The 20,827-nt window shown below is 64.2% G+C and carries 25 protein-coding genes and 1 pseudogene; 18 read left to right on the top strand and 8 right to left on the bottom strand.

Features of this window, described 5'->3' with window-relative positions; translation table 11 throughout:
• Positions 1–210: 210 nt before the first annotated feature.
• Positions 211–369: a DUF3309 family protein gene (locus ASE39_RS25735; protein WP_007856361.1), complete on the top strand. Its 159-nt coding sequence runs from the start codon at positions 211–213 to the stop codon at positions 367–369.
• Between the two features lie 138 nt (positions 370–507).
• Here ASE39_RS25735 and ASE39_RS08450 read toward each other — a convergent pair whose 3' ends face one another.
• From ASE39_RS08450 to ASE39_RS08415, 8 genes are all read right to left on the bottom strand, one after another.
• Positions 508–1,086: a hypothetical protein gene (locus tag ASE39_RS08450; protein ID WP_057270858.1), complete on the bottom strand. Its 579-nt coding sequence runs from the start codon at positions 1,084–1,086 to the stop codon at positions 508–510.
• Positions 1,087–1,215: 129 nt separating this feature from the next.
• Positions 1,216–1,593, bottom strand: a complete 378-nt coding sequence (locus ASE39_RS08445) for a PH domain-containing protein (RefSeq protein WP_010459026.1) — start codon at positions 1,591–1,593, stop codon at positions 1,216–1,218.
• A gap of 57 nt (positions 1,594–1,650) precedes the next feature.
• On the bottom strand, positions 1,651–2,103 hold the full coding sequence (locus tag ASE39_RS08440; RefSeq protein ID WP_242421385.1) for a YiiD C-terminal domain-containing protein: 453 nt from the start codon (positions 2,101–2,103) through the stop codon (positions 1,651–1,653).
• A 51-nt stretch (positions 2,104–2,154) separates the two neighbouring features.
• A complete protein-coding gene (locus ASE39_RS27270) occupies positions 2,155–2,940 on the bottom strand; it encodes an expansin EXLX1 family cellulose-binding protein (RefSeq protein WP_057270842.1) in 786 nt (261 codons plus the stop codon).
• Between the two features lie 15 nt (positions 2,941–2,955).
• Complete coding sequence (locus ASE39_RS08430) at positions 2,956–3,510, bottom strand: NUDIX hydrolase (protein ID WP_057270841.1); 555 nt, start codon at positions 3,508–3,510, stop codon at positions 2,956–2,958.
• Positions 3,511–3,671: 161 nt separating this feature from the next.
• Positions 3,672–4,391 carry a hypothetical protein gene (locus ASE39_RS08425; RefSeq protein ID WP_158004246.1) on the bottom strand — a complete coding sequence of 240 codons (720 nt, stop codon included), beginning with the start codon at positions 4,389–4,391 and terminating at the stop codon, positions 3,672–3,674.
• Positions 4,392–4,421: 30 nt separating this feature from the next.
• Entirely contained in the window at positions 4,422–4,772 is a 351-nt protein-coding gene (locus ASE39_RS08420; RefSeq protein ID WP_057270839.1) for a patatin-like phospholipase family protein, read from the bottom strand.
• Between the two features lie 152 nt (positions 4,773–4,924).
• On the bottom strand, positions 4,925–5,830 hold the full coding sequence (locus tag ASE39_RS08415; protein ID WP_057224591.1) for a LysR family transcriptional regulator: 906 nt from the start codon (positions 5,828–5,830) through the stop codon (positions 4,925–4,927).
• Between the two features lie 275 nt (positions 5,831–6,105).
• On the opposite strand from ASE39_RS08415, the gene ASE39_RS08410 reads away from it, so the two are divergent.
• The 17 genes and pseudogenes from ASE39_RS08410 (at position 6,106) to ASE39_RS08335 (ending at position 20,824) form a co-directional block, all read left to right on the top strand.
• Positions 6,106–6,285 (top strand): hypothetical protein, encoded by a 180-nt coding sequence (locus ASE39_RS08410; RefSeq protein ID WP_057270838.1) that lies wholly within the window; start codon positions 6,106–6,108, stop codon positions 6,283–6,285.
• 12 nt (positions 6,286–6,297) lie between these two features.
• Positions 6,298–7,134, top strand: coding sequence for a collagen-like protein (locus tag ASE39_RS08405; protein WP_057270837.1), 837 nt, complete (start codon positions 6,298–6,300; stop codon positions 7,132–7,134).
• On the top strand, positions 7,131–7,982 hold the full coding sequence (locus tag ASE39_RS08400; protein ID WP_057224594.1) for an aspartyl/asparaginyl beta-hydroxylase domain-containing protein: 852 nt from the start codon (positions 7,131–7,133) through the stop codon (positions 7,980–7,982). Before ASE39_RS08405 ends, ASE39_RS08400 begins: the two co-directional genes overlap by 4 nt.
• Positions 7,970–8,998: a hypothetical protein gene (locus ASE39_RS08395; protein ID WP_082615365.1), complete on the top strand. Its 1,029-nt coding sequence runs from the start codon at positions 7,970–7,972 to the stop codon at positions 8,996–8,998. Before ASE39_RS08400 ends, ASE39_RS08395 begins: the two co-directional genes overlap by 13 nt.
• Positions 8,995–10,185 carry a hypothetical protein gene (locus ASE39_RS08390; RefSeq protein WP_057270835.1) on the top strand — a complete coding sequence of 397 codons (1,191 nt, stop codon included), beginning with the start codon at positions 8,995–8,997 and terminating at the stop codon, positions 10,183–10,185. Before ASE39_RS08395 ends, ASE39_RS08390 begins: the two co-directional genes overlap by 4 nt.
• Positions 10,186–10,197: 12 nt before the next feature.
• Positions 10,198–10,371, top strand: a pseudogene (locus ASE39_RS27070) (tail fiber protein); the annotation flags it as partial.
• A gap of 632 nt (positions 10,372–11,003) precedes the next feature.
• Positions 11,004–12,527 (top strand): CoA-acylating methylmalonate-semialdehyde dehydrogenase, encoded by a 1,524-nt coding sequence (locus tag ASE39_RS08380; RefSeq protein ID WP_057270834.1) that lies wholly within the window; start codon positions 11,004–11,006, stop codon positions 12,525–12,527.
• Between the two features lie 196 nt (positions 12,528–12,723).
• Complete coding sequence (locus tag ASE39_RS08375) at positions 12,724–13,104, top strand: lysozyme inhibitor LprI family protein (protein WP_192422230.1); 381 nt, start codon at positions 12,724–12,726, stop codon at positions 13,102–13,104.
• A 45-nt stretch (positions 13,105–13,149) separates the two neighbouring features.
• Complete coding sequence (locus ASE39_RS08370; protein WP_057270832.1) at positions 13,150–14,316, top strand: acyl-CoA dehydrogenase family protein; 1,167 nt, start codon at positions 13,150–13,152, stop codon at positions 14,314–14,316.
• Between the two features lie 72 nt (positions 14,317–14,388).
• Positions 14,389–14,853, top strand: a complete 465-nt coding sequence (locus ASE39_RS08365) for a TfoX/Sxy family protein (RefSeq protein WP_057270831.1) — start codon at positions 14,389–14,391, stop codon at positions 14,851–14,853.
• Between the two features lie 63 nt (positions 14,854–14,916).
• Positions 14,917–15,318, top strand: coding sequence for a DUF488 family protein (locus tag ASE39_RS08360; protein WP_057270830.1), 402 nt, complete (start codon positions 14,917–14,919; stop codon positions 15,316–15,318).
• Between the two features lie 34 nt (positions 15,319–15,352).
• Positions 15,353–16,321 carry a 3-hydroxyisobutyrate dehydrogenase gene (gene mmsB, locus ASE39_RS08355; protein ID WP_348981574.1) on the top strand — a complete coding sequence of 323 codons (969 nt, stop codon included), beginning with the start codon at positions 15,353–15,355 and terminating at the stop codon, positions 16,319–16,321.
• Positions 16,322–16,432: 111 nt separating this feature from the next.
• Positions 16,433–16,780, top strand: coding sequence for a hypothetical protein (locus ASE39_RS08350; protein ID WP_057270828.1), 348 nt, complete (start codon positions 16,433–16,435; stop codon positions 16,778–16,780).
• Entirely contained in the window at positions 16,762–17,610 is an 849-nt protein-coding gene (locus ASE39_RS08345; protein ID WP_140426720.1) for a hypothetical protein, read from the top strand. The genes ASE39_RS08350 and ASE39_RS08345 overlap by 19 nt, the downstream gene beginning before the upstream one ends.
• Before the next feature lie 182 nt (positions 17,611–17,792).
• Positions 17,793–17,966: a hypothetical protein gene (locus ASE39_RS26760; protein ID WP_158004245.1), complete on the top strand. Its 174-nt coding sequence runs from the start codon at positions 17,793–17,795 to the stop codon at positions 17,964–17,966.
• 108 nt (positions 17,967–18,074) lie between these two features.
• A complete protein-coding gene (locus tag ASE39_RS08340; RefSeq protein WP_057270826.1) occupies positions 18,075–18,464 on the top strand; it encodes a DUF2946 family protein in 390 nt (129 codons plus the stop codon).
• A 179-nt stretch (positions 18,465–18,643) separates the two neighbouring features.
• The gene (locus ASE39_RS08335) at positions 18,644–20,824 is read left to right on the top strand and encodes a TonB-dependent receptor (protein WP_057270857.1); all 2,181 of its coding nucleotides are present in this window, start codon (positions 18,644–18,646) and stop codon (positions 20,822–20,824) included.
• The last annotated feature ends 3 nt before the right edge of the window (positions 20,825–20,827 follow it).

Here is a 20,827-nt window from a genome sequence, read left to right as displayed (position 1 = left end):
TGAGCAAAATTGGCCGCTAGCGCTTATCCATAAAGCGCTAGCAGCTATATTTTCGATAGCATTTCATCTTTTCCCATCAGCACGACCTCAGCCCTCCATCCCACACGGCGTGTCGGAAAACCCTGACCGCCGTGCGGGCGTGGCACCTGCGGGTAGCGCGCTGGATGCGCCCAACAATGCATTCACCGCAACCCACAACAAGGAACCGCCATGTCACTTTCGCTGATTCTCCTGATCGTCCTGATCCTCATCCTGGTCGGCGCACTGCCCACCTGGGGCCACAGCCGCTCATGGGGCTACGGACCCAGTGGCGGGATTGGCCTGGTGGTGCTGATTCTGGTGATCTTGCTGCTGATGGGTCGGATATAGACCTCTGACCGCACCGTGCACATGCCGCCAGCCTCAGAAAAGAGGCCGCGGCCACCGCAAAAAGCACAACGGCCCTTCGTGGGCCGTTGTGCTTTTTTGTGAGTGGAACCGCGTATCGCGCCCAGACACAGCCGCCGCTTACGCCACGCCGGCCCGCTTGGCGCCCGTCGCGGCAAACGCGGTCGAAAACGCTGCAAACTCCTTGTCCGCCACACTGCCATCCGCATTGCCGTTGCGGTCCATCAGTTGCATCACGGCCTGCGAAAAATCGCTGCCCGCCTGGACGCCCTTGGTCTTGGCCAGGCCCTTCAAGAATTCATCCTGCGTGATGGAGCCATCCTTGTCCGCATCAAACCCCGCCGTCAGCTGCGCCTTTTGCGCATCGTCGGCGCCAAAACGGGTCAGCAGTTCCTGAAAATCCTGTGTGGACACCGGGCGGCCCGACAATGCGGCCGACGCTGCATTGGCGGCCGAACCCGCGCTGCCACGTGCCACCGCACCCAGGGCGTTCTCCAACTTGCCCTGCGACACCAGGATGCCGTTGCCTGCAAAGCCCGCCAGAGCCTCCGCCCGCGGGCTCAGGGTAAGCACGGCAGATGGCTCGGGTTCCACATCGGCCCCGCTGCGCCGCGACGCGGCCGACTTGCCGGGGCCGCCGGAGGTGGCGTTGAAAATCAAGGACGCGACCGAAGCAAGGCCAGAGAGAAGGGGGGACATCGCTGTGAACTCCTGTGTGGCGAAAGCCTCGGTGCCTGTGTCAAAAAGACAGGCCACCGCTTCGCCCAGTGAGCCGAGGGTACGCGCCTCCCACCGCCGCAATGCCCGGATGAAACCGCGAAATGAGCCTTACTTCAGCACGTAGCCAGCCAGCACCGACTGCACCTCATAGATGCTGAGCTTCTTGTTGAACTGCTTTTGAAATGGCGCCGCTGAGCCAGAGATCCAGATCTTGAGCTCCGCATCCAGATCGAACGTACCCCCGGTCTCTATGCTGAAGTGCGTGATGCTCTTGTACGGAAGAGAGTGGTACTCGACCTTGCTGCCCGTCATGCCCTGCTTGTCCACCAGCACCAGCCGCTTGTTGGTGAACACGAAGTAATCGCGGATCAGCTGGTAGGCATGCTCCACGACCTCGCCCGGGGCCAGGATGCGGCTGAATTCCTCCTGGATCTTGGCGGCATCGATCTTGGATGCGTTGCCCATCACGCCGTCAAACAATCCCATGTGCTGTGCTCCGGTGAAGTCGTTGGATCGCGTGTTGTACCGCAACGGCTGCAACGGCTATGGATAGCCCGGCCCAAAGGCCACAAACTCCCCCACCAGCTGGCCCGCAGGCTGTCCCTGGTAGTGCAGCGCGGAAGCCTGCGCGATTCGGCCCAGCCCCTTGCGCTGCAGCATGCGGGTGAACGGCTGCCAAACCTCTGGCGCAGGAGCCTGGGCCACGGCGGTGAAGGTGCCGTCGATGGGCGCCAGGTAGTCCATGGTGTTGCGCTGGATCACCAGGCGGCTGCCCAGCCCTTCAGCGGACAGCCGCAGGTGCAGCATCGACCAGGCGGCCAGGATGGCCACGGCCGACGCGCTGCCGCCAAACACCGTCTCGCGGTGGTTGATGTTGGGGGCCAGTGGCGCGCTCAGCACCACCTGGTGCGGCGATGCCTCGACCACGGTGACCTCCATGGCCTGGGACAAGGGAATGTGTTGGTGCAGATAGGACTGGAGTTCAAGAGAGTTCACGGTGCGGCGCCAGGTGGTCAGAGGATGGCAGGGGCGAAACCGGCACATGGATCATGGAAACTGCCCCGCCCCCGCGACGACAACCCCGTCAGAGGGCTCTGGCAGGGTGTCGATCAGCGTCGCCCCGCCCAGGGCGGTGATGCGCACCTGCAGTGGGCCGGTGGCGATTGCGCTGGGGTGGACAAAGTAGTTGTAGTCGGTCCGCGCGACGGCGATCCAGTCCGCGCTGCCGCTGGGCTTGATCGCCAGGCCGGTGATGGGCAGTCGGTGGTTGCGCACCTGGATGGCCACCCACCAGCGGCTGCTGCCCTCTTTGTAGCGGTAGCTCACCGGGCCGGTGAGATCACCCGGCACCACGTGCCAGCGGATGGGCACGCGGCCCGCGACGGGGTCGGCAATGCGGGCGAATGCGGACTCGCTCAGGTCCAGGTCGCCCGTCTTGCACTCGGGGCACTGGTCGGTGATGCGCACGGTGATGGACCCCTTGGGCCCGGTCACCGCCACGAACTGGCCGCAGACGGCGCTGCCCGCGTAGTCAGGGCCGTTCATCGCCGCCACCATGAGGTTGCCGGGGCTCGCGTCGAAGGTGCAGTTGCCCTCGCCCGTGGCGCCGTAGAACGTGCCTTCGCCGGTGTAGGTGGGCGACAGCGCACCGGGCACAGAGGGCGCAGGGGATGCACCCGGTGCGGGCGCCGGGGCCGGGGCCGGAGATGGCGCATCGGCACCTGCGGTGGGCCCATCGGCCGAGCCCCCACCACCACAGGCGGCCAGGGCCACCAGAAAAATCAGTGCCGCGTGGCGGGCATTGCGGGCATGGCAAACCTGGAGCAGTTTCATCGCAAGGGCCTCGGTTCAAGAAAAAGACAGCGGAGTATCCACAATGGCGGACGCTGGCTGGGGTGCATCGCGGTGCACGATGTGCAGCGCCCCGGCCGAGCTGGGAGGCTCGGCCAACGCGCTGCGCAAAAAGGCGGGCCGCAGGTCCAGCGCGGCCAGCTCATGCAGGGGGAACCACGCAAAGATGAGCGTCTGGTTGCCCTCCACGCCCTCATACGGCCCGTCAGAGGCCGACAGCAACGACCCGGGGAGCGGGGTCGCATGCAGGTACAGCCCGATCTCGTGGTACGAGTCACCGGCATGGCAGAAGAAGTTTTCCACCACAAAGGCCAGGTTTCCCAGGGCCACGGCCGTGTCGAGCTCTTCGTGCAGCTCGCGCGCAATGGCCTCCGAGGCGCTCTCCCCCGGCTCGATGGCGCCGCCCGGCAGCGCCCAGAATGTGTCTCGCTCCAGGCGGTGCAGCAGCACCTGGCCGTCCGCGCGCCGCACCACGGCTGCTGCACGCTGGCGGGTGCGGATGGGGGGCGGCGCAGGGCGGGAGGCTGGCGGGGCGGCGGGCGTCGTGGTCATGAAGGCGGCAGTCGGGTTGGGGTACAGGGCGAGACGATCCTATCCACTGCAGCCCGCATGGACGCGCCCCTGCCCCGGCCACGTTGCAAGCAATCGCAACAGGGCACGACGAGGGCGCTGGCGGTTTTGGGCAGCCTCCTGTGTCACACCGCCTGCTAGATTCATGCAGTGCGAATCCAGTCCACGGTGTTCTGCAGCGGGTGGTGGGAGGCGATCTCGTCCATGCGGCCGAGCTTGTCCACCGCGTCCAGCGCAATGGTTTCGTTCGGATTGAACACAATCTGCAGCCGGGGGTAGCGGTCGTCCAGCAGCTGCTGCGCCTGGTAGTCCGAGATGCCGGCAATCCCGTCCATCAGCACATTGATCAACGGCTGCGCCCACTGGGCATAGCCCCAGTCAAGCGCCTGGCCCTTGATGTAGGTCAGGCTCACACCCGTGCCCAGCGAGAGCATCACCACCTCGTCGAGCGCCGCCCGCTCCGCAGGCTGGTTGCGGCGGGAGATGGCCTGGGCCAGCGCCACGATGCTGGGGTTGTTGGCATACACGCCACCATCAATGTACCCGTCGGCGGAAAGAAAGTACGTGGGCGCCAAACTGGTGTACAGCGCAATGCTGGCCACCAGCTGCTCGCCGTCGGAATCGGCCCCCTTGAAGTTGTGGAAGATCTTGGGCTTCCAGGTGCGCTTGGCGGCCACCTCCTCGTTGTCGAGATCGAACGTGGGAATGGCCACCTTGCGCAGGATGTCCTTGAGCTGCAGGTCGCCAAACACAGCCTTGAGTTCGGTCTTAAGAACAACGCCGCAGACCGCCCGCCAAGACCGCTGCCCGAAGGGTTGGAGCGAAATCGGGCGATTGGAAGCCCCGGCTGCTTGCATGGGCATGAGCCCATGCAGCGCATCCGGAGCATCCACTCATCCCGATTGCGCTCCAACGCGACCCCTGCGAGATCGCAAACACGTTCTCAGGCCTTTGTTGGAGTAATCGGCGCCCACCGTCTTGCCCAGATCGCGCACGTTGTCCCACAGGCTGTCGTCAAAGATGACGCCACCGCGCTGCTGGTAGAGGGTGCAGATTTCCTCAGGCGTCTTGCCACAGGCCAGGCCGAGCGCGAGGATGCCGCCCGTGGAGGTGCCCGCAAACAGATCCACCGTATCCAGCCAGCCCGCAATCTGCGGCTGGACATTGAGCCGCGCGAGCAACCGTCCCGTGATCAGCCCCCGCAGCCCGCCACCATCCAGGCTCAATATCCGGTACTTGGCCATCGCAAGCCTCCTTATTCGGCGAATCCACCCTGCATCCGCCACACATGCTAGAGACCCGGCAGCTGAAAGAAAAGACCAGAGAAAGGCGGCGCTGGGCGAAGATAACCGTCAAAACTGGCCCTGGCGCTTATCCATGAGGCGCTATTAGCTCCTCATTCAATAGCATTGACCGCTGGCAGCAGCAGCCCTTGCTGCGCAGCCACGGTTTCGCGCAAGAACGCCCAGGTCGCCTGCATGCGCGCAACGTGTTTGTTCTCTGCAGGCATCGACATCCAGAACGTGCGCTGAAACCGCGCCACCCCGGGCAACACCGGGACCAGCGACGGGTCTTGCGCCGCCACGAAGGCGGGCAGTACCGCCAGCCCGGCACCAGCGCGCGCCGCCTCGTACTGCGCCAGGATGCTGGTGCTGCGCAGCACAAAATGCGCGGGGCGGTGCAACTCGTCCAGGATCTGCAGTTCCTTGCTGAACAGCAGGTCATCCACATAGCTGATGAAGGTGTGGCCGCGCAGGTCCTCGGCCGTGTGAATGGGCGCATGGCCCGCCAGGTAGCCGCGCGTGCCGTAGAGCTGCAGCACGTAGTCGGTGAGCTTGACCACCAGCACCGCGCCGCGCGCCGGGCGTTCCAGCGAAATCACAATGTCTGCCTCGCGCCGCGACAGGTGCACCAGCCGGGGCAGCGCCAGCAGGTCCACCACCAGGCCCGGGTGGCCCAGCGCAAAGCGGGCCAGCTGGGGCGCCAGGATCAGGTTGCCAAACCCTTCGGTGGTACCAATGCGCACCAGGCCGTGCAGCCCCTGGCGCACACCCGGTGCAGCACTCTCGACCGCAAGAAAGGCCGCCTCCATCGCCTCCACCTTGGGCATCAGCTGCCGCCCGGCCTCGGTCAGCCGGTGGCCCCCGGCTGCACGGGCAAACAGGGCCGAGCCGACTTGCTTTTCCAGCGCCTGCAGGCGGCGCGACACGGTGGTGTGCTCCACGCCCAGGCGGCGTGCGGCACCCACCAGCGTACCGGCGCGCGCCAGCTCCAGAAAGTAGCGGAAATGGTCCCAATCCATGGCCCGATTGTGGCGCCCCGCACAGTGAAGACGGAAAAACACCCACTTCAGCGCCCTCAAAACCAGACCGCTCCAGGCCGACCAGGCCCCCTGGATCGTTATGTCGGACATGTATCGCGTGATACATGTCATTTAGAAATTTACACAGTATGCTTTTTATTGCACACTGCGCCCGCACTGACACCAGTCAGAAACTGGGCAGCGCAACCACAAGAGCCTTACAGCCATGGCGGCCGCGATGGCCGCCAGAAACAGTCCAGCGCAAGGGAGAAAAAATGAACGCATTTGCGCAGCCTTCGGGGCTGCCCGCAGGCACGCCTGTGCCCAGCCACGCGCCACGCTGCCTGCAGCGCCTGGCCATGGCGCACACCTGTGTGGCCATTGGCCATCAGCCACCCCTCTTTTTGCGCACCGTGGGCCACACCCTGCCCTCCTTTGCCCACCCGCATCCTTAGTCCCCGACCTCTATGCAACGCACCACCTTTCCCTATAAGTCGCTTTGGGCTGGCCAGGCCTGCCTGGTACTGGCCACTTTCACTGTCCATGCTGCGGATGTGAGCATCACCCCGCCGCCCGGTGGAGGGTTCGTGATCAAGGGGCCCGCCAATACCGAGCGCCTGCGCGTGCAGGACTCCGGCGAAGTGCGGGTTCCCAGCTTGTCAGGAACCGCCAATACCAATGCCAATGTGCTGTGTTTTGACGGCCCGACCGGGCGGCTCGGCCAGTGTGCACCGGGCGTGACTGCGGGAGCCACCGGCGCCACGGGCCCGGCTGGCCTCACAGGGGCTACGGGCGCCACCGGTGCGACAGGCCCGGCTGGTCTGACGGGCGCAACAGGTGCAGCAGGCCCGACGGGGGCCACGGGCTCTGCGGGCGCGACCGGCGCTACCGGCCCTGCAGGAAGCCCTGGTGCGCAAGGAACAGCAGGTCTCACGGGCGCCACCGGAGCCACGGGCACGGTGGGCCCGGCAGGTGCCACAGGCGCCACGGGTGCGACTGGCCTCCCAGGCCCTGCGGGATCGCTCAATGTCAACGTGCGGACTGCATCCGGCACGGGCACGGCGGACAGCTGCAACGCGACCGCTTGCTGCCTGCCCGGGGAGAAGGTTGTAGGGGGCGGGTACGAGGGTGCCAGCGGGGCTGGCGGGATCGACACGGGCGGCGTGTTCATCGCCGCCAACTACCCCACGGTGGGCGGCACCTGCGGCGCTTCGGTGCAAAGTTGGAGCATTCGACTTCTGAATTCCTACCGCGTTCCCACCTTGACCACCACCTGCAGCGCTTACGCCATCTGCGCGCAATGACGTCTCCGGAATCCTCGCTTTCTTACCTGCAGCCGCAAGGCCTGATGGTGCAGGGCATGCGGACAGCCCGACTGCCCTGGCGGTTTGACACCGCAGCCGCCCTGGCCGAGGTGAATGCACTGCCTGCGTCCCTTTGGCGCACGCATTTCAACGAAGGCCGCCACGACGGCGGGTGGCAGGCGCTTGCGCTGCGTTCTGCGCCTGAGGCCCCCATCGACATCGTCCCTATTGATGTGGCGGCATCGGGCTATGCCAACACGCCCGCCCTGGAACAATGCCCCACGCTGTGCGCCATGCTGGACACCATGGCTTTGCCATGGAAGTCCGTGCGGCTCATGCAGTTGCTGCCGGGCTGCGAGATCAAGGAGCACACCGATGCCGGTGTGTGCGCAGCGCGCGGCGAGGCCCGCCTGCATGTGCCGCTGCAGACGGGCGAGCAGGTGTTCTTCCATGTTGATGGCGAGCGCATCCCGCTGCGGGCCGGCGAGTGCTGGTACGTGGACGTATCGCTCCCGCACCGCGTGCGCAACCGGGGCAGCCAGCCCCGGGTCCACCTGGTGGCGGACACTTCGGTGGACATGCGCCTGTTCGAGGCCTTCCGCGCCAGCGATGGCGGCGAGCCCCTGCCCGACCCCAGCGACCCGTGGAGCCAGTTCATCCGGTTTCGTGACTTTGTGGGAGCAGATGCAGAGCACTCCGCAAGGCTCAGCGCCATCACCAACACCACCGAGTTCGTGCACGAATCGGTGCGCATGGGGCAGGACGCGGGCTTTCAATTTGATGCATCGGATGTGGAGTCGGCCCTGAAGGCCGGGCGCCGCGCATGGGTGGAACAATGGATTCTGTGAACTTCAGCGGCTGGCGCCCGATCCGCTTCTACATCGCCAAGGGCCAGGTGATGGTGGACTGGATCCGCCTGCTCGACGAGCCGCTGCGCGAGCCCTTCTTCCAGCACGGCATCCAGAGCCAGATGCAGCGCCCTTTCCATTTGGCGTTCCGGCGCCAGACGCCACTTCACGACCTGCTGGCCTGGCATGAGCAGTCGCCGGGCCTGGATCCATCACTCGTCATCTTCCACGTGTCGCGCTGTGGCTCCACGCTCATCACGCAGGCGCTGGCCGAAAGTCCGCACCATCTGCAGCTGTCGGAGCCCGCTCCGGTGGACTTTCTGCTGCGCCAGGCCTTGCCCAGCGGGCTCATCGACAAGGCGCAGGTCGTGCGTGCACTGCGCGCATGGGTCAGCGCCTGGGCCCAGCGCTGCGACAGCGCCAGCCCACGGCTCGAATCCGTGAGCCTCAAGCTCGACGCCTGGAACACGGACAAAGCCCCGCTGGTGGCCGAGGCCTGGCCCGAAGCGCGCTGGGTGTTCCTCGCCCGGGAACCGCTGTCGGTGCTGGTTTCGCAAATGCGAGAGCGCGCATTTTTCTTGGTGCCGGGCACACTGGGCGCCTGCCTGGATGGCCTCAGCCTGCAGGAGCTGGCCGCCATGCACCCTGAGCTTTACTGCGCACGGGTGCTGGGCGACATCTATGCGGCCATGGCCCGGGAGTTCGACCCCGCACGCACGCTGCTGCTCGACCATACCGAGCTGCCCGGCACCATCGAAACCAACGTGCTTGTGCACATGCGCTGGCAAATGTCCGCAGATGATCGTGTGCGGATGCGCGAACGCATCACACGGCACGGCAAGCACCCCCACCAAGCCTATGTTCCAGACACGGAAACCAAACACAGCATGGCAAGCGACCATCTCCAATCCCTGACTGCACAATGGATCGCCCCTCACTACCAGAGGATTCAGGACTTGCGCCAGTCCCACCGTTCGGCGACCTCCCATCCGCTGGTTGAGGAGGCACTGCCATGATCGCGCCCCTGCATCGGCGCCATTTCCTGGCCACGGGCGGAGCGGTGGCGGCCACCGGCGTCCAGCTCTCGGCACCTGTTCTCGCTTCCGTCGGCCCGACTCGCCCCCAATGGCGCATTCTGGGCATCGCGCCCGCATCAGAAAAGCTGCCGCAGCTTGCACACGACTACCGGCAAGGCGTGGAGCTGGGCCTGGCGCAGGCTGGCGCCTCGCAGGTCGGGCTGACCTGGCTGTCGGCAGGCCCCTTGCCTGGAGCTCCTGCCAAGGCCATCGGGTCCGCACTGCAGGACGGCAAGATCGATGCCGTGATGGGGTGGATGCCCCCTTTGCTGGCAAAAAAGGTATTGGCCCTGACGGAAAAGGCCGGTGTGCCCCTCTGGATCAGCGACAGCGGGGCCGACATCGCAGCCCCTTCGGAGCACCACCCCCTGCAGGTTCGCCACAGTCTTGAGCTGTGTGCCATGGCATCTGCCTTGGCCGACAAGGTGCATGCGCAATGTGGCCCACGCGCTTTCCTGTCGATGGGCTGGCACGAGTCGGGGTATGACTTCATCCAGGCCTTCCAGCACCGCTGGCGCTCATTGGGCGGGCAGATCGTGGGCCGCCACATTGCAGGCGCACCAGGACGCTCACCAGAGTTTGGTGACCTGAAACAGGCGATTGTTTCGCAGCAACCCGACGTGGTGATCGCGTTGTTCTCCGGCTCTCAGGCGAACCGTTTTACCCAATGGTGGCAAGCCCAGACGGCCTCGCTGCGCGCCGAATTGGCGGGGTTTCCCTGGCTTTCCGATGGCGCCTCGGGCGTTCGTGCATGGACCGTGGCAAGCTGGCCCACCGCCAACATCGCAGAGCCTGGTTGGAAGGCCGGCTTCGCACAGGCAGGCCTTGCGTGGACCGCTGGCGCACTGCTGGGTGCCGAGGCGGGCTTCAGCCTGGGCACCGCCCTGGCGGCGGCCACCCCGGGGACCAGCGCACACGACCTTTGGGCAACGCTGCACACAGCCTCACTAAGTGGCCCTCGCGGTGTACGCAGGTGGGCCGATACCGCCAGTGACAGCGTCGGCCCGCTGTGGGAGCGCTCCACCGTGCTCAATGCCCAGGCTTGGCGTGAGCGCCAAGCCTATCCCGCCCTCTCCGTGTCCTCAGCCGCACATGGCGGCTGGACAACCGGCTATTTTTTGACTTGACGAGGAATACCTATGAATCCAATGATGGGTGAAATCAGAATGTTCTCGGGCACTTTCGCCCCGAGGAATTGGGCATTCTGCAATGGCCAGCTTCTCAGCATCTCCCAAAACTCCGCACTGTTTGCCATTCTCGGTACCACCTACGGCGGCGACGGGGTAAACACCTTTGCACTGCCGGACTTGCGCGGCCGGGTTCCCGTCGGCACAGGACAGGGGCCGGGGTTTCCTCCAGTGCTCGTGGGTGAGATTGGGGGCGAGCGCACCCAGACGCTCAACAGCACGCAAATGCCAGCCCATGTGCACACAGCCCCTGCCCCGCTGGCATCTACTACCCTGGGCACTCAGCAGGAACCCGGCGCCACGGCCATACCAGCCGGGTCCAACCAGCGCAATGCGCAATACGCGGCAAGCGGTACCGCCAATACCCAACTGCCCATGAGCAGCACAACGACCGGCAGTGCCGGGGGCAATCAGCCGTTTTCCATCATGCAGCCCCATCTGGGCATGAACTACATCATTGCCCTGGAAGGCGTATTTCCGTCCAGAAACTGAGCGAAACCGCCCCGCGAGAACGGGTGCAAAAAAGGGCAAACGCTTGCGTTTGCCCTTTTTGTTTTGCGGTGCCCGTCCCCACTACCCGCAGCAGGGATGCGATGGCGCCCCGCCGGGTATGCCGCAGTCAAGACGACCATCGTTCGAATGTGCATAAAAGCACATTGAACTTGCATTTTGCCGCATTGTAATTACATATTTGCACGCATAACATGCACGGGTTGGCCTGCATTGCGGGCCCTTTCCAACCCCCTGGAGACAAACCCATGAACGCACCCACCAACGTGGCCGCACTGGCCCCCACCGTCAAGCTGCTGATCGGCGGCCAGTTCGTCGAGTCCAAGACCACCGAATGGCGCGACGTGGTCAACCCCGCCACACAGCAGGTGCTGGCCCGCGTGCCCTTTGCCACGGCCGAAGAAATCGATGCCGCCGTGGCATCGGCCAAGGAAGCGTTCAAGACCTGGAAGAAGACGCCCATCGGCACCCGCGCCCGCATCTTCCTCAAGTACCAGCAGCTCATCCGCGAAAACATGGCCGAGCTGGCCGCGATCCTCACGGCAGAACAAGGCAAGACCCTGCCGGACGCCGAAGGTGATGTGTTCCGTGGCCTCGAAGTGGTCGAACACGCTGCCAGCATCGGCAACCTGCAGCTGGGCGAGCTGGCCAACAACGTGGCCGGTGGCGTCGATACCTACACCCTGCTGCAGCCGCTGGGCGTGTGCGCGGGCATCACCCCTTTCAACTTCCCGGCCATGATCCCGCTGTGGATGTTCCCCATGGCGATTGCAACGGGCAATACCTTCGTGCTCAAGCCCTCCGAGCAGGACCCCATGGTGACCATGCGCCTGGTCGAACTGGCGCTCGAAGCCGGCATTCCACCCGGCGTGCTCAACGTGATCCACGGCGGCGAAATGGCCGTCAACGCGATCTGCGACCACAAGGACATCAAGGCAGTCTCCTTCGTGGGTTCCACCAAGGTGGGCACCCATGTGTACAACCGCGCCACCCTGGCCGGCAAGCGTGCGCAATGCATGATGGGCGCCAAGAACCACGCCATCATCCTGCCCGACGCGAACAAGGAACAGTCGCTCAACGCCATCGCCGGTGCCGCATTTGGCGCGGCCGGCCAGCGCTGCATGGCCCTGCCCGTAGTGGTGCTGGTGGGCGAGGCGCAAAAGTGGATTCCCGATCTGGTGGCCAAGGCCAAGACGCTCAAGGTCAACGGTGGTACCGAAAAGGGCACGGACGTGGGGCCGCTTGTTTCCTGTGCGGCGCTCTCGCGTGTGGAAAGCCTGATCGAACGCGGCATTGCCGACGGCGCCACGCTGGAGCTGGACGGCCGCAAGCCCACGGTGCCCGGCTATGAAAAGGGCAACTTCGTGGGCCCGACGATTTTCTCGAACGTGAAGCCCGGCATGGCCATCTACGACCAGGAAATCTTTGGCCCCGTGCTGGCCCTGGTGCCCGCCGCCGACATCGATGAAGCCATCGAGTTCATCAACAGCAACCCGAATGGCAACGGCACCGCCATCTTCACCCAGTCGGGTGCGGCTGCACGCAAGTTCCAGGAGGAGATCGATGTGGGCCAGGTCGGCATCAACGTGCCAATCCCCGTGCCAGTGCCGTTGTTCTCGTTCACGGGTTCGCGCGCGTCCAAACTGGGCGACCTGGGCCCTTACGGCAAGCAGGTCGTCATGTTCTACACGCAGACCAAGACGGTGACGGCCCGCTGGTTTGATGACAGCACCACGTCGCATGGTGTGAACACAACGATTAGCTTGAAGTGACATCCCCCTGAGGCGCTGCGCGCCTTCCCCCTTCTCTCGCGCTTTGCGCGGGAAGGGGGACGCCACCCGTGCCTGAACCGTGAGATGGCGGCCCTTGCACGGTGGCACTGGCCTGGGCCGCGCCGGTTTCAACGACTGCGCGCGGTGGTAAAAGCGGGGCATGCAAATTGATCTGACAACGATGCGGGGATGGGCCATGGTCTTCGGTGCTGCTTGCGCGATGCTGATGGGTGCCGATGCCCACGCACAGGCCGGTGCTGCCTGCAAACCCGGCGGCACGGTGGAAGAAACCAACGCCTGCGCGGTGCAGGCCTTCCAGGCGGCAGACACCGAGATCGCTATCCTCTACGGCGACGTGATGCGCGCCCTGTCGGCCCACGAGCGGCCCCAGTTGCGCCAGGAGCACACCGCCTGGCAGCGCGAACGCACCACGCGCTGCAAGCAGGCCACGCGCAGTGCCGAGTCGCAGCCCCAGTGGCCGCGCCTGTACCACGCGTGTTTGACGACGGAGACCGAGGCCCGCCGCAAGGGCCTGATGCGCTGGCTTACGCTGGACCACCCGTCCGCCAAGCCCTGAGCAAGGCCACCAGAACAACAAGAACCGACGACGAGACAGAACACCATGGACTTTGAACTCACCGAAGAACAACGCGCCTTTGCCCAGACGGCCCGCGACTTTGCGCAAGCCGAGTTCGCGCCCCACGCGGCGTTGTGGGACGCTGAAGGTATCTTCCCCAAGGAAGCCATCGCCAAGGCGGGCGAGCTGGGCTTTTGTGGCCTGTACGCGCCCGAAGCCGCCGGTGGCCTCGCCCTGCCCCGGCTGGACGCCACGCTGGTCTTTGAAGAAATGGCGGCTGTGGACCCCAGCACCACCGCCTTCATCACCATCCACAACATGGCCACCTGGATGCTGGGCACCTGGGCCACGCCCGCCGTGCGCGACCACTGGGGCCCGCTGCTGACCACGGGCGAAAAGCTCGCGTCCTACTGCCTCACCGAGCCCGGCGCAGGCTCCGACGCCGCCTCGCTCAAGACCCGCGCCAAGCTGGTCGGCAACGAATACGTCATCAACGGCGCCAAGGCCTTCATCAGCGGCGCAGGCAGCACCGACGTGCTGGTGCTCATGGCCCGCACCGGCGATGCGCAATCCGGCGCCAGCGGCATCAGCGCCTTTGCCGTGCCCGCCGATGCGCCCGGCATCAGCTACGGCAAGAAGGAACAGAAGATGGGCTGGAACAGCCAGCCCACGCGCACCATCAGCTTCGACAACGTGCGCATCCCCGCCGACCACCTGCTGGGCCGCGAGGGCGAAGGCTTCAAGATCGCGATGAAGGGCCTGGACGGCGGCCGCATCAACATCGCCACCTGCTCCGTGGGTGCGGCGCAAGGCGCGCTCAACGCTGCCCAGCAGTACATGCAAGACCGCAAGCAGTTCGGCAAACCCATCGCCAGCTTCCAGGCCCTACAGTTCAAGCTGGCCGACATGGCCACCGAGCTGGTCGCCGCCCGCCAGATGGTGCGCCTGGCCGCCAGCAAGCTCGACGCCGGTGCGCGTGACGCATCCACCTACTGCGCCATGGCCAAGCGCTTTGCCACCGACGCAGGCTTCACCGTCATCAACGACGCCCTGCAGTTGCACGGCGGCTACGGCTACATCCGCGAATACCCGCTGGAGCGCCTGCTGCGCGACGCGCGCGTGCACCAGATCCTGGAAGGCACCAACGAAATCATGCGGGTGATCATTGCGCGGCGCATGCTGGATGGGGATGCGACGGAGGTGATTCGCTGAGCGCTTACTCCTGTTTTCATAGCTGCTAGCGCTTACCCAACGGGCGGTAGCAGCACATTTGAATCAGAACCCATGCCCGCCCGCCCCCTCTCCGACGAAACGCTGCACCTGATCGACGCTGTGCGCACGGCGCTCGCGCACCGCAGCGACGTGGAAGAACGGACCATGTTCGGCTGCTACTGCTTCTTTGTGGACGGCAAGTTGTGCATTGGCGTCAAAGGTGAAGAGCTGCTGGTGCGCCTGCCACCCGAGCGCCACGGCGAACTGCAAGAGATGCAGAACACCCGCGAACTATCGCCCGGCGGCGGCATGCAGGGCTACTTCTGGGTGGAGTCCAACGGCTACGCCACGCGCGCGCAGTGGAACTACTGGGTCGAAGAAGCCCTGGCTTACAACCCACTGGCCAAGGCCTCTCCGCGCAAGAAGAAAACAGCCAACACCCCGGCTGCAGCGAAGAAAGCACCCGCCAGCACCGGCACCAAGCCGGAGACAAAAGCCGCCGCCAAGAAGCACAGCATCTTCGAAGCCGACGACTGAGCAGCCTGCCTCGAACCACCGCCACCCACCGCCCGCCCAACCCACACCCCGGAGCCCACCACCATGCCCCTACGCATCGTCCGCCTTGGCACCCCGCGCGCCGCCGGGGAAGGCACCCGCATCGGCACCGTGCGCCGCCCGCCGCGTGGCGTGCCCAAGGCCGAGTTTGCGAGCCGCGACTACTACGACGTGTGGTACCCCCTGCTCTCCCCCAGCGCCGACCTCATGGCCCAGGGCCAGCAGGTGCCCGGCGGCCAAGAAGGCGACAAGGCGTGGGAGGTCTTCGCCAAACAGTTCCGCAAAGAACTGGCCCAGCCCGAGGCCAGCCGCACGCTCGATTTGCTGGCCGCGCTGTCGCACCACAGCGCCATGTCGCTGGGCTGCTACTGTGAGGATGAAGCCCGCTGCCACCGCTCGGTGCTGCGCGCCGAGCTGGTCGGCCGTGGGGCAGACATCAGCCCCTAGACTTCAAGTCATTTTGGCTGCTAGCGCTTGATGGATAAGCGCTACCAGCTATCAAATTCATACCAAATCCGCACCCAATCCCTTTCAACATCACAACGACATCCAGGAGCAACACACCATGAAAATCGCATTCATCGGCCTCGGCAACATGGGCGGCCCCATGGCACACAACCTGCACAAGGCAGGCCACGAAGTGCGCGCGTTCGACCTCTCGCAACCCGCCCGCGACAAGCTGGCCGCAGACGGCGTGCCCATCGCCGCCGACGCCAAGACAGCAGTCGCAGGCGCCGAAGTCGTCATCAGCATGCTGCCCGCCAGCCAGCATGTGGAAGGCCTGTTCCTCGGCGCGGGCGAGCTGCTGGCCCAGCTGCCTGCGGGCACACTGATCATTGACTGCTCAACCATCGCAGCCGCCACCTCCCGCAAGGTGGCCGACGCCGCCAAGGCCAAGGGCGTTGCGTTCATCGACGCCCCCGTCTCGGGCGGCACCGGCGGCGCCATTGCTGGCACGCTGACCTTCATGGTGGGCGGCGACGCCGCCGACCTGGAACGCGCCCGCCCCGTACTCGAAAAAATGGGCGCCAACATCTTCCACGCGGGCAGCGTGGGCGCAGGCCAGACGGCCAAGATCTGCAACAACATGCTGCTGGGCATCTTGATGGCCGGCACCAGTGAAGCCATTGCCCTAGGCGTGGCCAACGGGCTGGACCCCAAGGTGCTCAGCGAAATCATGCGCCGCAGCTCGGGCGGCAACTGGGCGCTGGAGAAGTACAACCCCTTCCCCGGCGTGATGGAAACCGCACCCGCCAGCAAGGGCTACGCGGGGGGCTTTGGCACCGACCTGATGCTCAAGGACCTGGGCCTGGCGCAAGAGAACGCGATGGCGGTGAAGGCGGCCACGCCGCTGGGGGGCATGGCGCGGAATCTATATGCGGCGCATAGCTTGGCGGGGCATGGGGCGCTGGATTTTTCCAGCATCATTAAGATGGTGCAAAAGAGCTGACTAAGCACTCCTTCACTACAAAAAACGCCAGCTGACGCTGGCGTTTTTTCTTGGGCTATGTTGAGTTGAGAAAACGGTTCACTACCGGCTCGAAAACAGGGAATCTTTCCAGTGGGCTACGCAACCTCGCGGGACTACATTACGCGGGGTAACAAGTTCGAAAGTTTGGTGGAAGCAATGCTTTTGTCTCGAATTCAGCGCGATTTGTTTGACTTCACAAGTCAAGAAGACTCTGAGGATTTCGGCCCGTTATTGAATTTCTGGTACCGCGCCAATACCCCAGCGCTTTCAGCAGCTCTCACTGCACAGCCTGGGCTGAAGCTCATCGTTGATGCCCCGAGCACTCGTGCGCTTGAACAGATGTCGCAAAAGCTGTTTCTGCTTGCCGACACTATCGTCTTGCGTGGGCTGTCACCAGAGCCCCCCACGACCTTGCCCGTATGGAACCGGAGCACTTAGCACCGACCTCGAACTACAAGCCAGGCTACATCGATGAAGTCCTTCCTCAACTAGAGAAATTACGCCCGTCACCCCTCACCATGTTGAGCCCTGCGCCGTACTGGAGTTCGACTTCCAAAACCCTGAAGAGCGGTCTACATGCTGCCTATGCAATGAGTATGCATACAGGAACTCCTAAAGAGATCGTGCAATGGATATCCGGGTCAGGTCGATCACTTCTGGAGTCTGGCCAACTCGTGTACGCGCCATTCATCCCCTCTTTAGCAATGGAGCAGGAGTTTATTCGTCAGCAAGTTGACCTATCGGCGTACTTCAATACCTCGCCCTGCTTCCATCACTCCGCGGACTGGCTAAATAGACAACAACTTGAAGTTCTCTTCTCTTTAAAATTTCCATACCTGGACGGACTAGATATTAATACTCTACAACAGGTAAAACAGGACTACCACGATGAGTTTGAGGCATTTAGTCGTCTTATGCTGAACTCCCTTGACACCGTTAAATCATCTGTGGGTACAGAGCAATTTTCCGCCGAAGTGAGAAATGTTCAACGCAACCTCATCGATGCTGGCGTAAGTGATGTAGAGAAGACCTTCAAGAGGATTTCTGCTCTCTCGTCGTTGCGCAAAAAAGGAATGTTGGTTGGGTTGGTTGGACTCAACGCCGCAGCTTGCTTTGGCGCCCCTGAACTTGCTCTAGTGTCCGGGCTCGCTGCGAGCGGCATAAAAATGGTTTCAGACAAAGTAGATGAACTAAAAGAAAACAGCCAACTGAAGGAATTCAAGCACTACTTTCTCTGGAAAATAACGCATGACGCGAAGAGGCATTAAATATGTCGAACATTAGCATCATAGATTTTCTTGCACCCCTTACTGCGCTCGGAAGCGTTATCGCCTTCCTCTTTGGTGCATGGAAATATTAAGACGCGAGAAAGCTCGAAGCAAAAAACAAACGATTTGAGCAGTTTCGGCAAATATTTATTTGGTTCGCCGGGCGAGATGAAAGAGGCCAAGTGCTTACCGCAGTTCAACAAGCTATCGCCACTTATCAATTAGCAGAATTTCCTGAGTACAAATCAATGTCTCTACCGATCATCGAACATTTAATAAAAAAGACAGAAGGCGAACAGCCATCGTCACTGTTTCGCGAGGCGCTACTTGACGTGCAGCAACGACTACAGCGCTGACTAGGCAAACAAACAAGCAGTTTTCGCGCACTGTCGAGTGGCAGCTATTCCAACTCACTTCCGACTCGCCTGCCTCACCTCCGCAGTTGAGTATGATTCGCATCCCTCATGCTGCGCCGCACCATCCCCGCCCTGCCTTTCCACATCGTGCTTCTGCTGGTGGCGTTGTTCAACGCGCTGGCGGGTGCGCCCTTGCATGAGGCGCGGCACATTCAGGAGCTGGTGCGCAGCGCCACAGCCTCGGCAACCGCAGGCGATGTGGATGCATTGGCAACCAGCTCCACAGCCAGCGACGATCACAGCGAAGAGACACACACCCCCTGCGCCTGGTGCCTGACCCACGCGCTGGAGGCGGGGCTGGCGCATGCACCGGCTCGCCCACCGCAAGTCCCCGCAGAACCCGGCGCCATCGCGCCGCACAGCGCAGACCCCTTCACGGCCCAGCAGGTGCGCTGGCCGTTTGCAGCACGCGATCCTCCGCCAGCCCAGCGGGCCTGACACGCGTCGGGCCCCAGCCAGCCTGCGCTCCATAGCGCATCCCCTTTTCGTTTTTGCCCTTGCATTCACCCCCTTTGGGTGGGTGCGGGCACGCGGCCATGTGCGCCTGCCAACTCCCAGGCGGGTGTGAGCCGCGTTGCTCCTGGCTTTTGCATTTACCGCTTTTGGACTGGTTTGCCATGCGTTCTTCCTCTGCTTCTGTTTCTTCTTCACGCCCTGCCGCCCTGCCACGCCCCACCTTGACGGCCATGGCGGCTGCCGCGTTTCTGGCATCCCTGCACCCCGCCTGGGCCGCAGACGGCGATGTGGTCACCCCACCCACCCTGTCTGCCGTGGACGTGGTGGGCCGCAGTGCCTCTGGCACCTACTACGCCGACGAAGCGGAGGGCGCCAAGACCAGCCTGCCGCTGCGCGAGCTGCCGCAATCCGTGCGGGTGATGTCGCGCCAGACGCTGGACGACCTGGGCGCTACGCGGCTGGATGATGTGCTGGACTATGTGGGCGGGGTCTCGCGCCAGAACAACTTTGGCGGGCTGTGGGACAACATCGCCATCCGGGGCCTGCCGGGCAACGAGAACACGGGCATGGCGACGCTGCTCAACGGGTTTTCGTCCAACCGGGGTTTCAATGCGCCGCGCGATCTGGCGGGCGTGGAGCGGGTGGAGTTCCTCAAGGGCCCCGCCGCCGCGCTGTATGGCAGCAGCGAGCCCGGCGGCACGCTCAACATCGTGAGCAAGAAGCCGCTGTGGAAGGCCGCCCATTCGGTGGAGGCCTACGCGGGCAGCTACGGCCTAGGCCGGGCGGCGCTGGACACCACCGGCCCCATCAACGACCGGCTGGCCTACCGCCTGAATGTGGCGGTGGAGGACAAGGGCAGCTTTCGCGACCATGTGCGCGCGCAGCGGCAGGTGGTGGCACCGGCGTTGACCTGGAAGCTCTCGCCCGACACGGTGCTGGAGTACACGGCTGAATTTTTGCGCCACGCCACGCCGCTGGACCGGGGCGTGGTGGCTGTCAACAACCGCCTGGGCGCGGTGCCCGCCAGCCGCTTTTTGGGCGAGCCTGCCGATGGCGATGTGACGGTGACCAACCAGACGCACCAGCTGGTGCTGTCGCACGAGTGGAACCCCGACTGGCGCAGCCGCGTGGGGCTGTCGTACCGCGAGACGGGGATGGAGGGTTTCTCGACCGAGGCCACCGCCCTGCAGGCCAATGGCCGCACGCTGACGCGCCAGCGCCGCCATCGCGACTTCCAATCGGATGACGTGGCCGTGCAGGCCGAGCTGCAGGGCACCCTGCGCACGGGCGGGCTGGAGCATGAGCTGCTGGTGGGCGTGGAGAGCTACCGCTTCAGCATGGATTCGGTGATGCTGCGGGTGAACCCCAGCGCCGCCGCGCCGTATGCCATCGATATCTTCAATCCCGTCTACGGCCAGGCCCAGCCCACACCGGGGCGCAACACCGATACGCTGGAGAAGCAGCGCAACACCGCGCTGTATGTGCAAGACACCCTGAAGCTGGGTGAGCAGTGGCGCGTGATGGCCGGGCTGCGGGCCGACAACTACGACCAGAGCCTGCAAAACCGCATCACCAACCGCACCACGGCACAAAGCCCCTCGGCCGTATCGCCGCGCCTGGGCGTGAGCTGGCTGCCCACGCCGGGGTGGACGGTGTATGCCAACGCAGGCAGTTCGTTCCGCCCCAACACGGGCAGCAATGTGGCGGGCAATGGCTTTGATCCCGAAAAATCCCGTGCGCTGGAGCTGGGCGCCAAGTGGGAGAGCGCCGACCAGCGCCTGGGCGCCACTGCCGCGCTGTTCGACATCACCAAGCGCAATGTGCTGACCAGCGACCCGCTGAACGCAGGCTTTTCAGCCGCGGCGGGCGAAGTGCGCAGCCGGGGCCTGGAGCTGGACCTGGCGGGCCGCCTGAGCACCCACTGGCGCGTGAATGCGAGCCTGGTTTTCAACGACGTGGAGGTGACCCGCGACAACACGCTGGAGGTGGGCGGCCGCCTGCTGAACGTGCCGCGCATCAACGGCAGCGTGCTGGCGGTGTACGAAAACCAGTTGGCCAACGGCCAGCGCTACGGCGTGGGCGGCGGCGTGACCCACATGGGCAAACGCCTGGGCCAGGCCCGAACGCAAGCCGAGGCCAATGCAGGCGCCGCCGCGTTTGAGCTGCCCAGCTACACCACGGCCAAGCTGATGGCGTACTGGCGCCTGAGCCCCACGCTGAACCTGTCGCTGGATGTGGACAACGTGTTTGACAAGGTGCACTACACCAGCTCGTACAGCCGCGTGTGGGTGGCGCCGGGGGCCGCGCGCACCGTTACGGTGGGCCTGCAAGCCAAGTTTTGAGTG

Origin of the sequence: Acidovorax sp. Root267 (assembly GCF_001429215.1) — a bacterium.
Taxonomy (GTDB): Bacteria; Pseudomonadota; Gammaproteobacteria; order Burkholderiales; family Burkholderiaceae_C; genus Acidovorax; species Acidovorax radicis.
This window is presented reverse-complemented; position numbering and strand designations above follow the sequence as displayed.

Excerpts from the sequence above, each read along its gene's own strand:
- ASE39_RS25735 (WP_007856361.1), top strand. The coding sequence starts at position 211 with ATGTCACTTTCGCTGATTCTCCTGATCGTCCTGATCCTCATCCTGGTC.
- ASE39_RS08450 (WP_057270858.1), bottom strand. The coding sequence starts at position 1,086 with ATGTCCCCCCTTCTCTCTGGCCTTGCTTCGGTCGCGTCCTTGATTTTC.
- ASE39_RS08445 (WP_010459026.1), bottom strand. The coding sequence starts at position 1,593 with ATGGGATTGTTTGACGGCGTGATGGGCAACGCATCCAAGATCGATGCC.
- ASE39_RS27270 (WP_057270842.1), bottom strand. The coding sequence starts at position 2,940 with ATGAAACTGCTCCAGGTTTGCCATGCCCGCAATGCCCGCCACGCGGCA.
- ASE39_RS08430 (WP_057270841.1), bottom strand. The coding sequence starts at position 3,510 with ATGACCACGACGCCCGCCGCCCCGCCAGCCTCCCGCCCTGCGCCGCCC.
- ASE39_RS08425 (WP_158004246.1), bottom strand. The coding sequence starts at position 4,391 with ATGCCCATGCAAGCAGCCGGGGCTTCCAATCGCCCGATTTCGCTCCAA.
- ASE39_RS08420 (WP_057270839.1), bottom strand. The coding sequence starts at position 4,772 with ATGGCCAAGTACCGGATATTGAGCCTGGATGGTGGCGGGCTGCGGGGG.
- ASE39_RS08415 (WP_057224591.1), bottom strand. The coding sequence starts at position 5,830 with ATGGATTGGGACCATTTCCGCTACTTTCTGGAGCTGGCGCGCGCCGGT.
- ASE39_RS08410 (WP_057270838.1), top strand. The coding sequence starts at position 6,106 with ATGAACGCATTTGCGCAGCCTTCGGGGCTGCCCGCAGGCACGCCTGTG.
- ASE39_RS08405 (WP_057270837.1), top strand. The coding sequence starts at position 6,298 with ATGCAACGCACCACCTTTCCCTATAAGTCGCTTTGGGCTGGCCAGGCC.
- ASE39_RS08400 (WP_057224594.1), top strand. The coding sequence starts at position 7,131 with ATGACGTCTCCGGAATCCTCGCTTTCTTACCTGCAGCCGCAAGGCCTG.
- ASE39_RS08395 (WP_082615365.1), top strand. The coding sequence starts at position 7,970 with ATGGATTCTGTGAACTTCAGCGGCTGGCGCCCGATCCGCTTCTACATC.
- ASE39_RS08390 (WP_057270835.1), top strand. The coding sequence starts at position 8,995 with ATGATCGCGCCCCTGCATCGGCGCCATTTCCTGGCCACGGGCGGAGCG.
- ASE39_RS08380 (WP_057270834.1), top strand. The coding sequence starts at position 11,004 with ATGAACGCACCCACCAACGTGGCCGCACTGGCCCCCACCGTCAAGCTG.
- ASE39_RS08375 (WP_192422230.1), top strand. The coding sequence starts at position 12,724 with ATGGTCTTCGGTGCTGCTTGCGCGATGCTGATGGGTGCCGATGCCCAC.
- ASE39_RS08370 (WP_057270832.1), top strand. The coding sequence starts at position 13,150 with ATGGACTTTGAACTCACCGAAGAACAACGCGCCTTTGCCCAGACGGCC.
- ASE39_RS08365 (WP_057270831.1), top strand. The coding sequence starts at position 14,389 with ATGCCCGCCCGCCCCCTCTCCGACGAAACGCTGCACCTGATCGACGCT.
- ASE39_RS08360 (WP_057270830.1), top strand. The coding sequence starts at position 14,917 with ATGCCCCTACGCATCGTCCGCCTTGGCACCCCGCGCGCCGCCGGGGAA.
- ASE39_RS08345 (WP_140426720.1), top strand. The coding sequence starts at position 16,762 with ATGGAACCGGAGCACTTAGCACCGACCTCGAACTACAAGCCAGGCTAC.
- ASE39_RS08340 (WP_057270826.1), top strand. The coding sequence starts at position 18,075 with ATGCTGCGCCGCACCATCCCCGCCCTGCCTTTCCACATCGTGCTTCTG.
- ASE39_RS08335 (WP_057270857.1), top strand. The coding sequence starts at position 18,644 with ATGCGTTCTTCCTCTGCTTCTGTTTCTTCTTCACGCCCTGCCGCCCTG.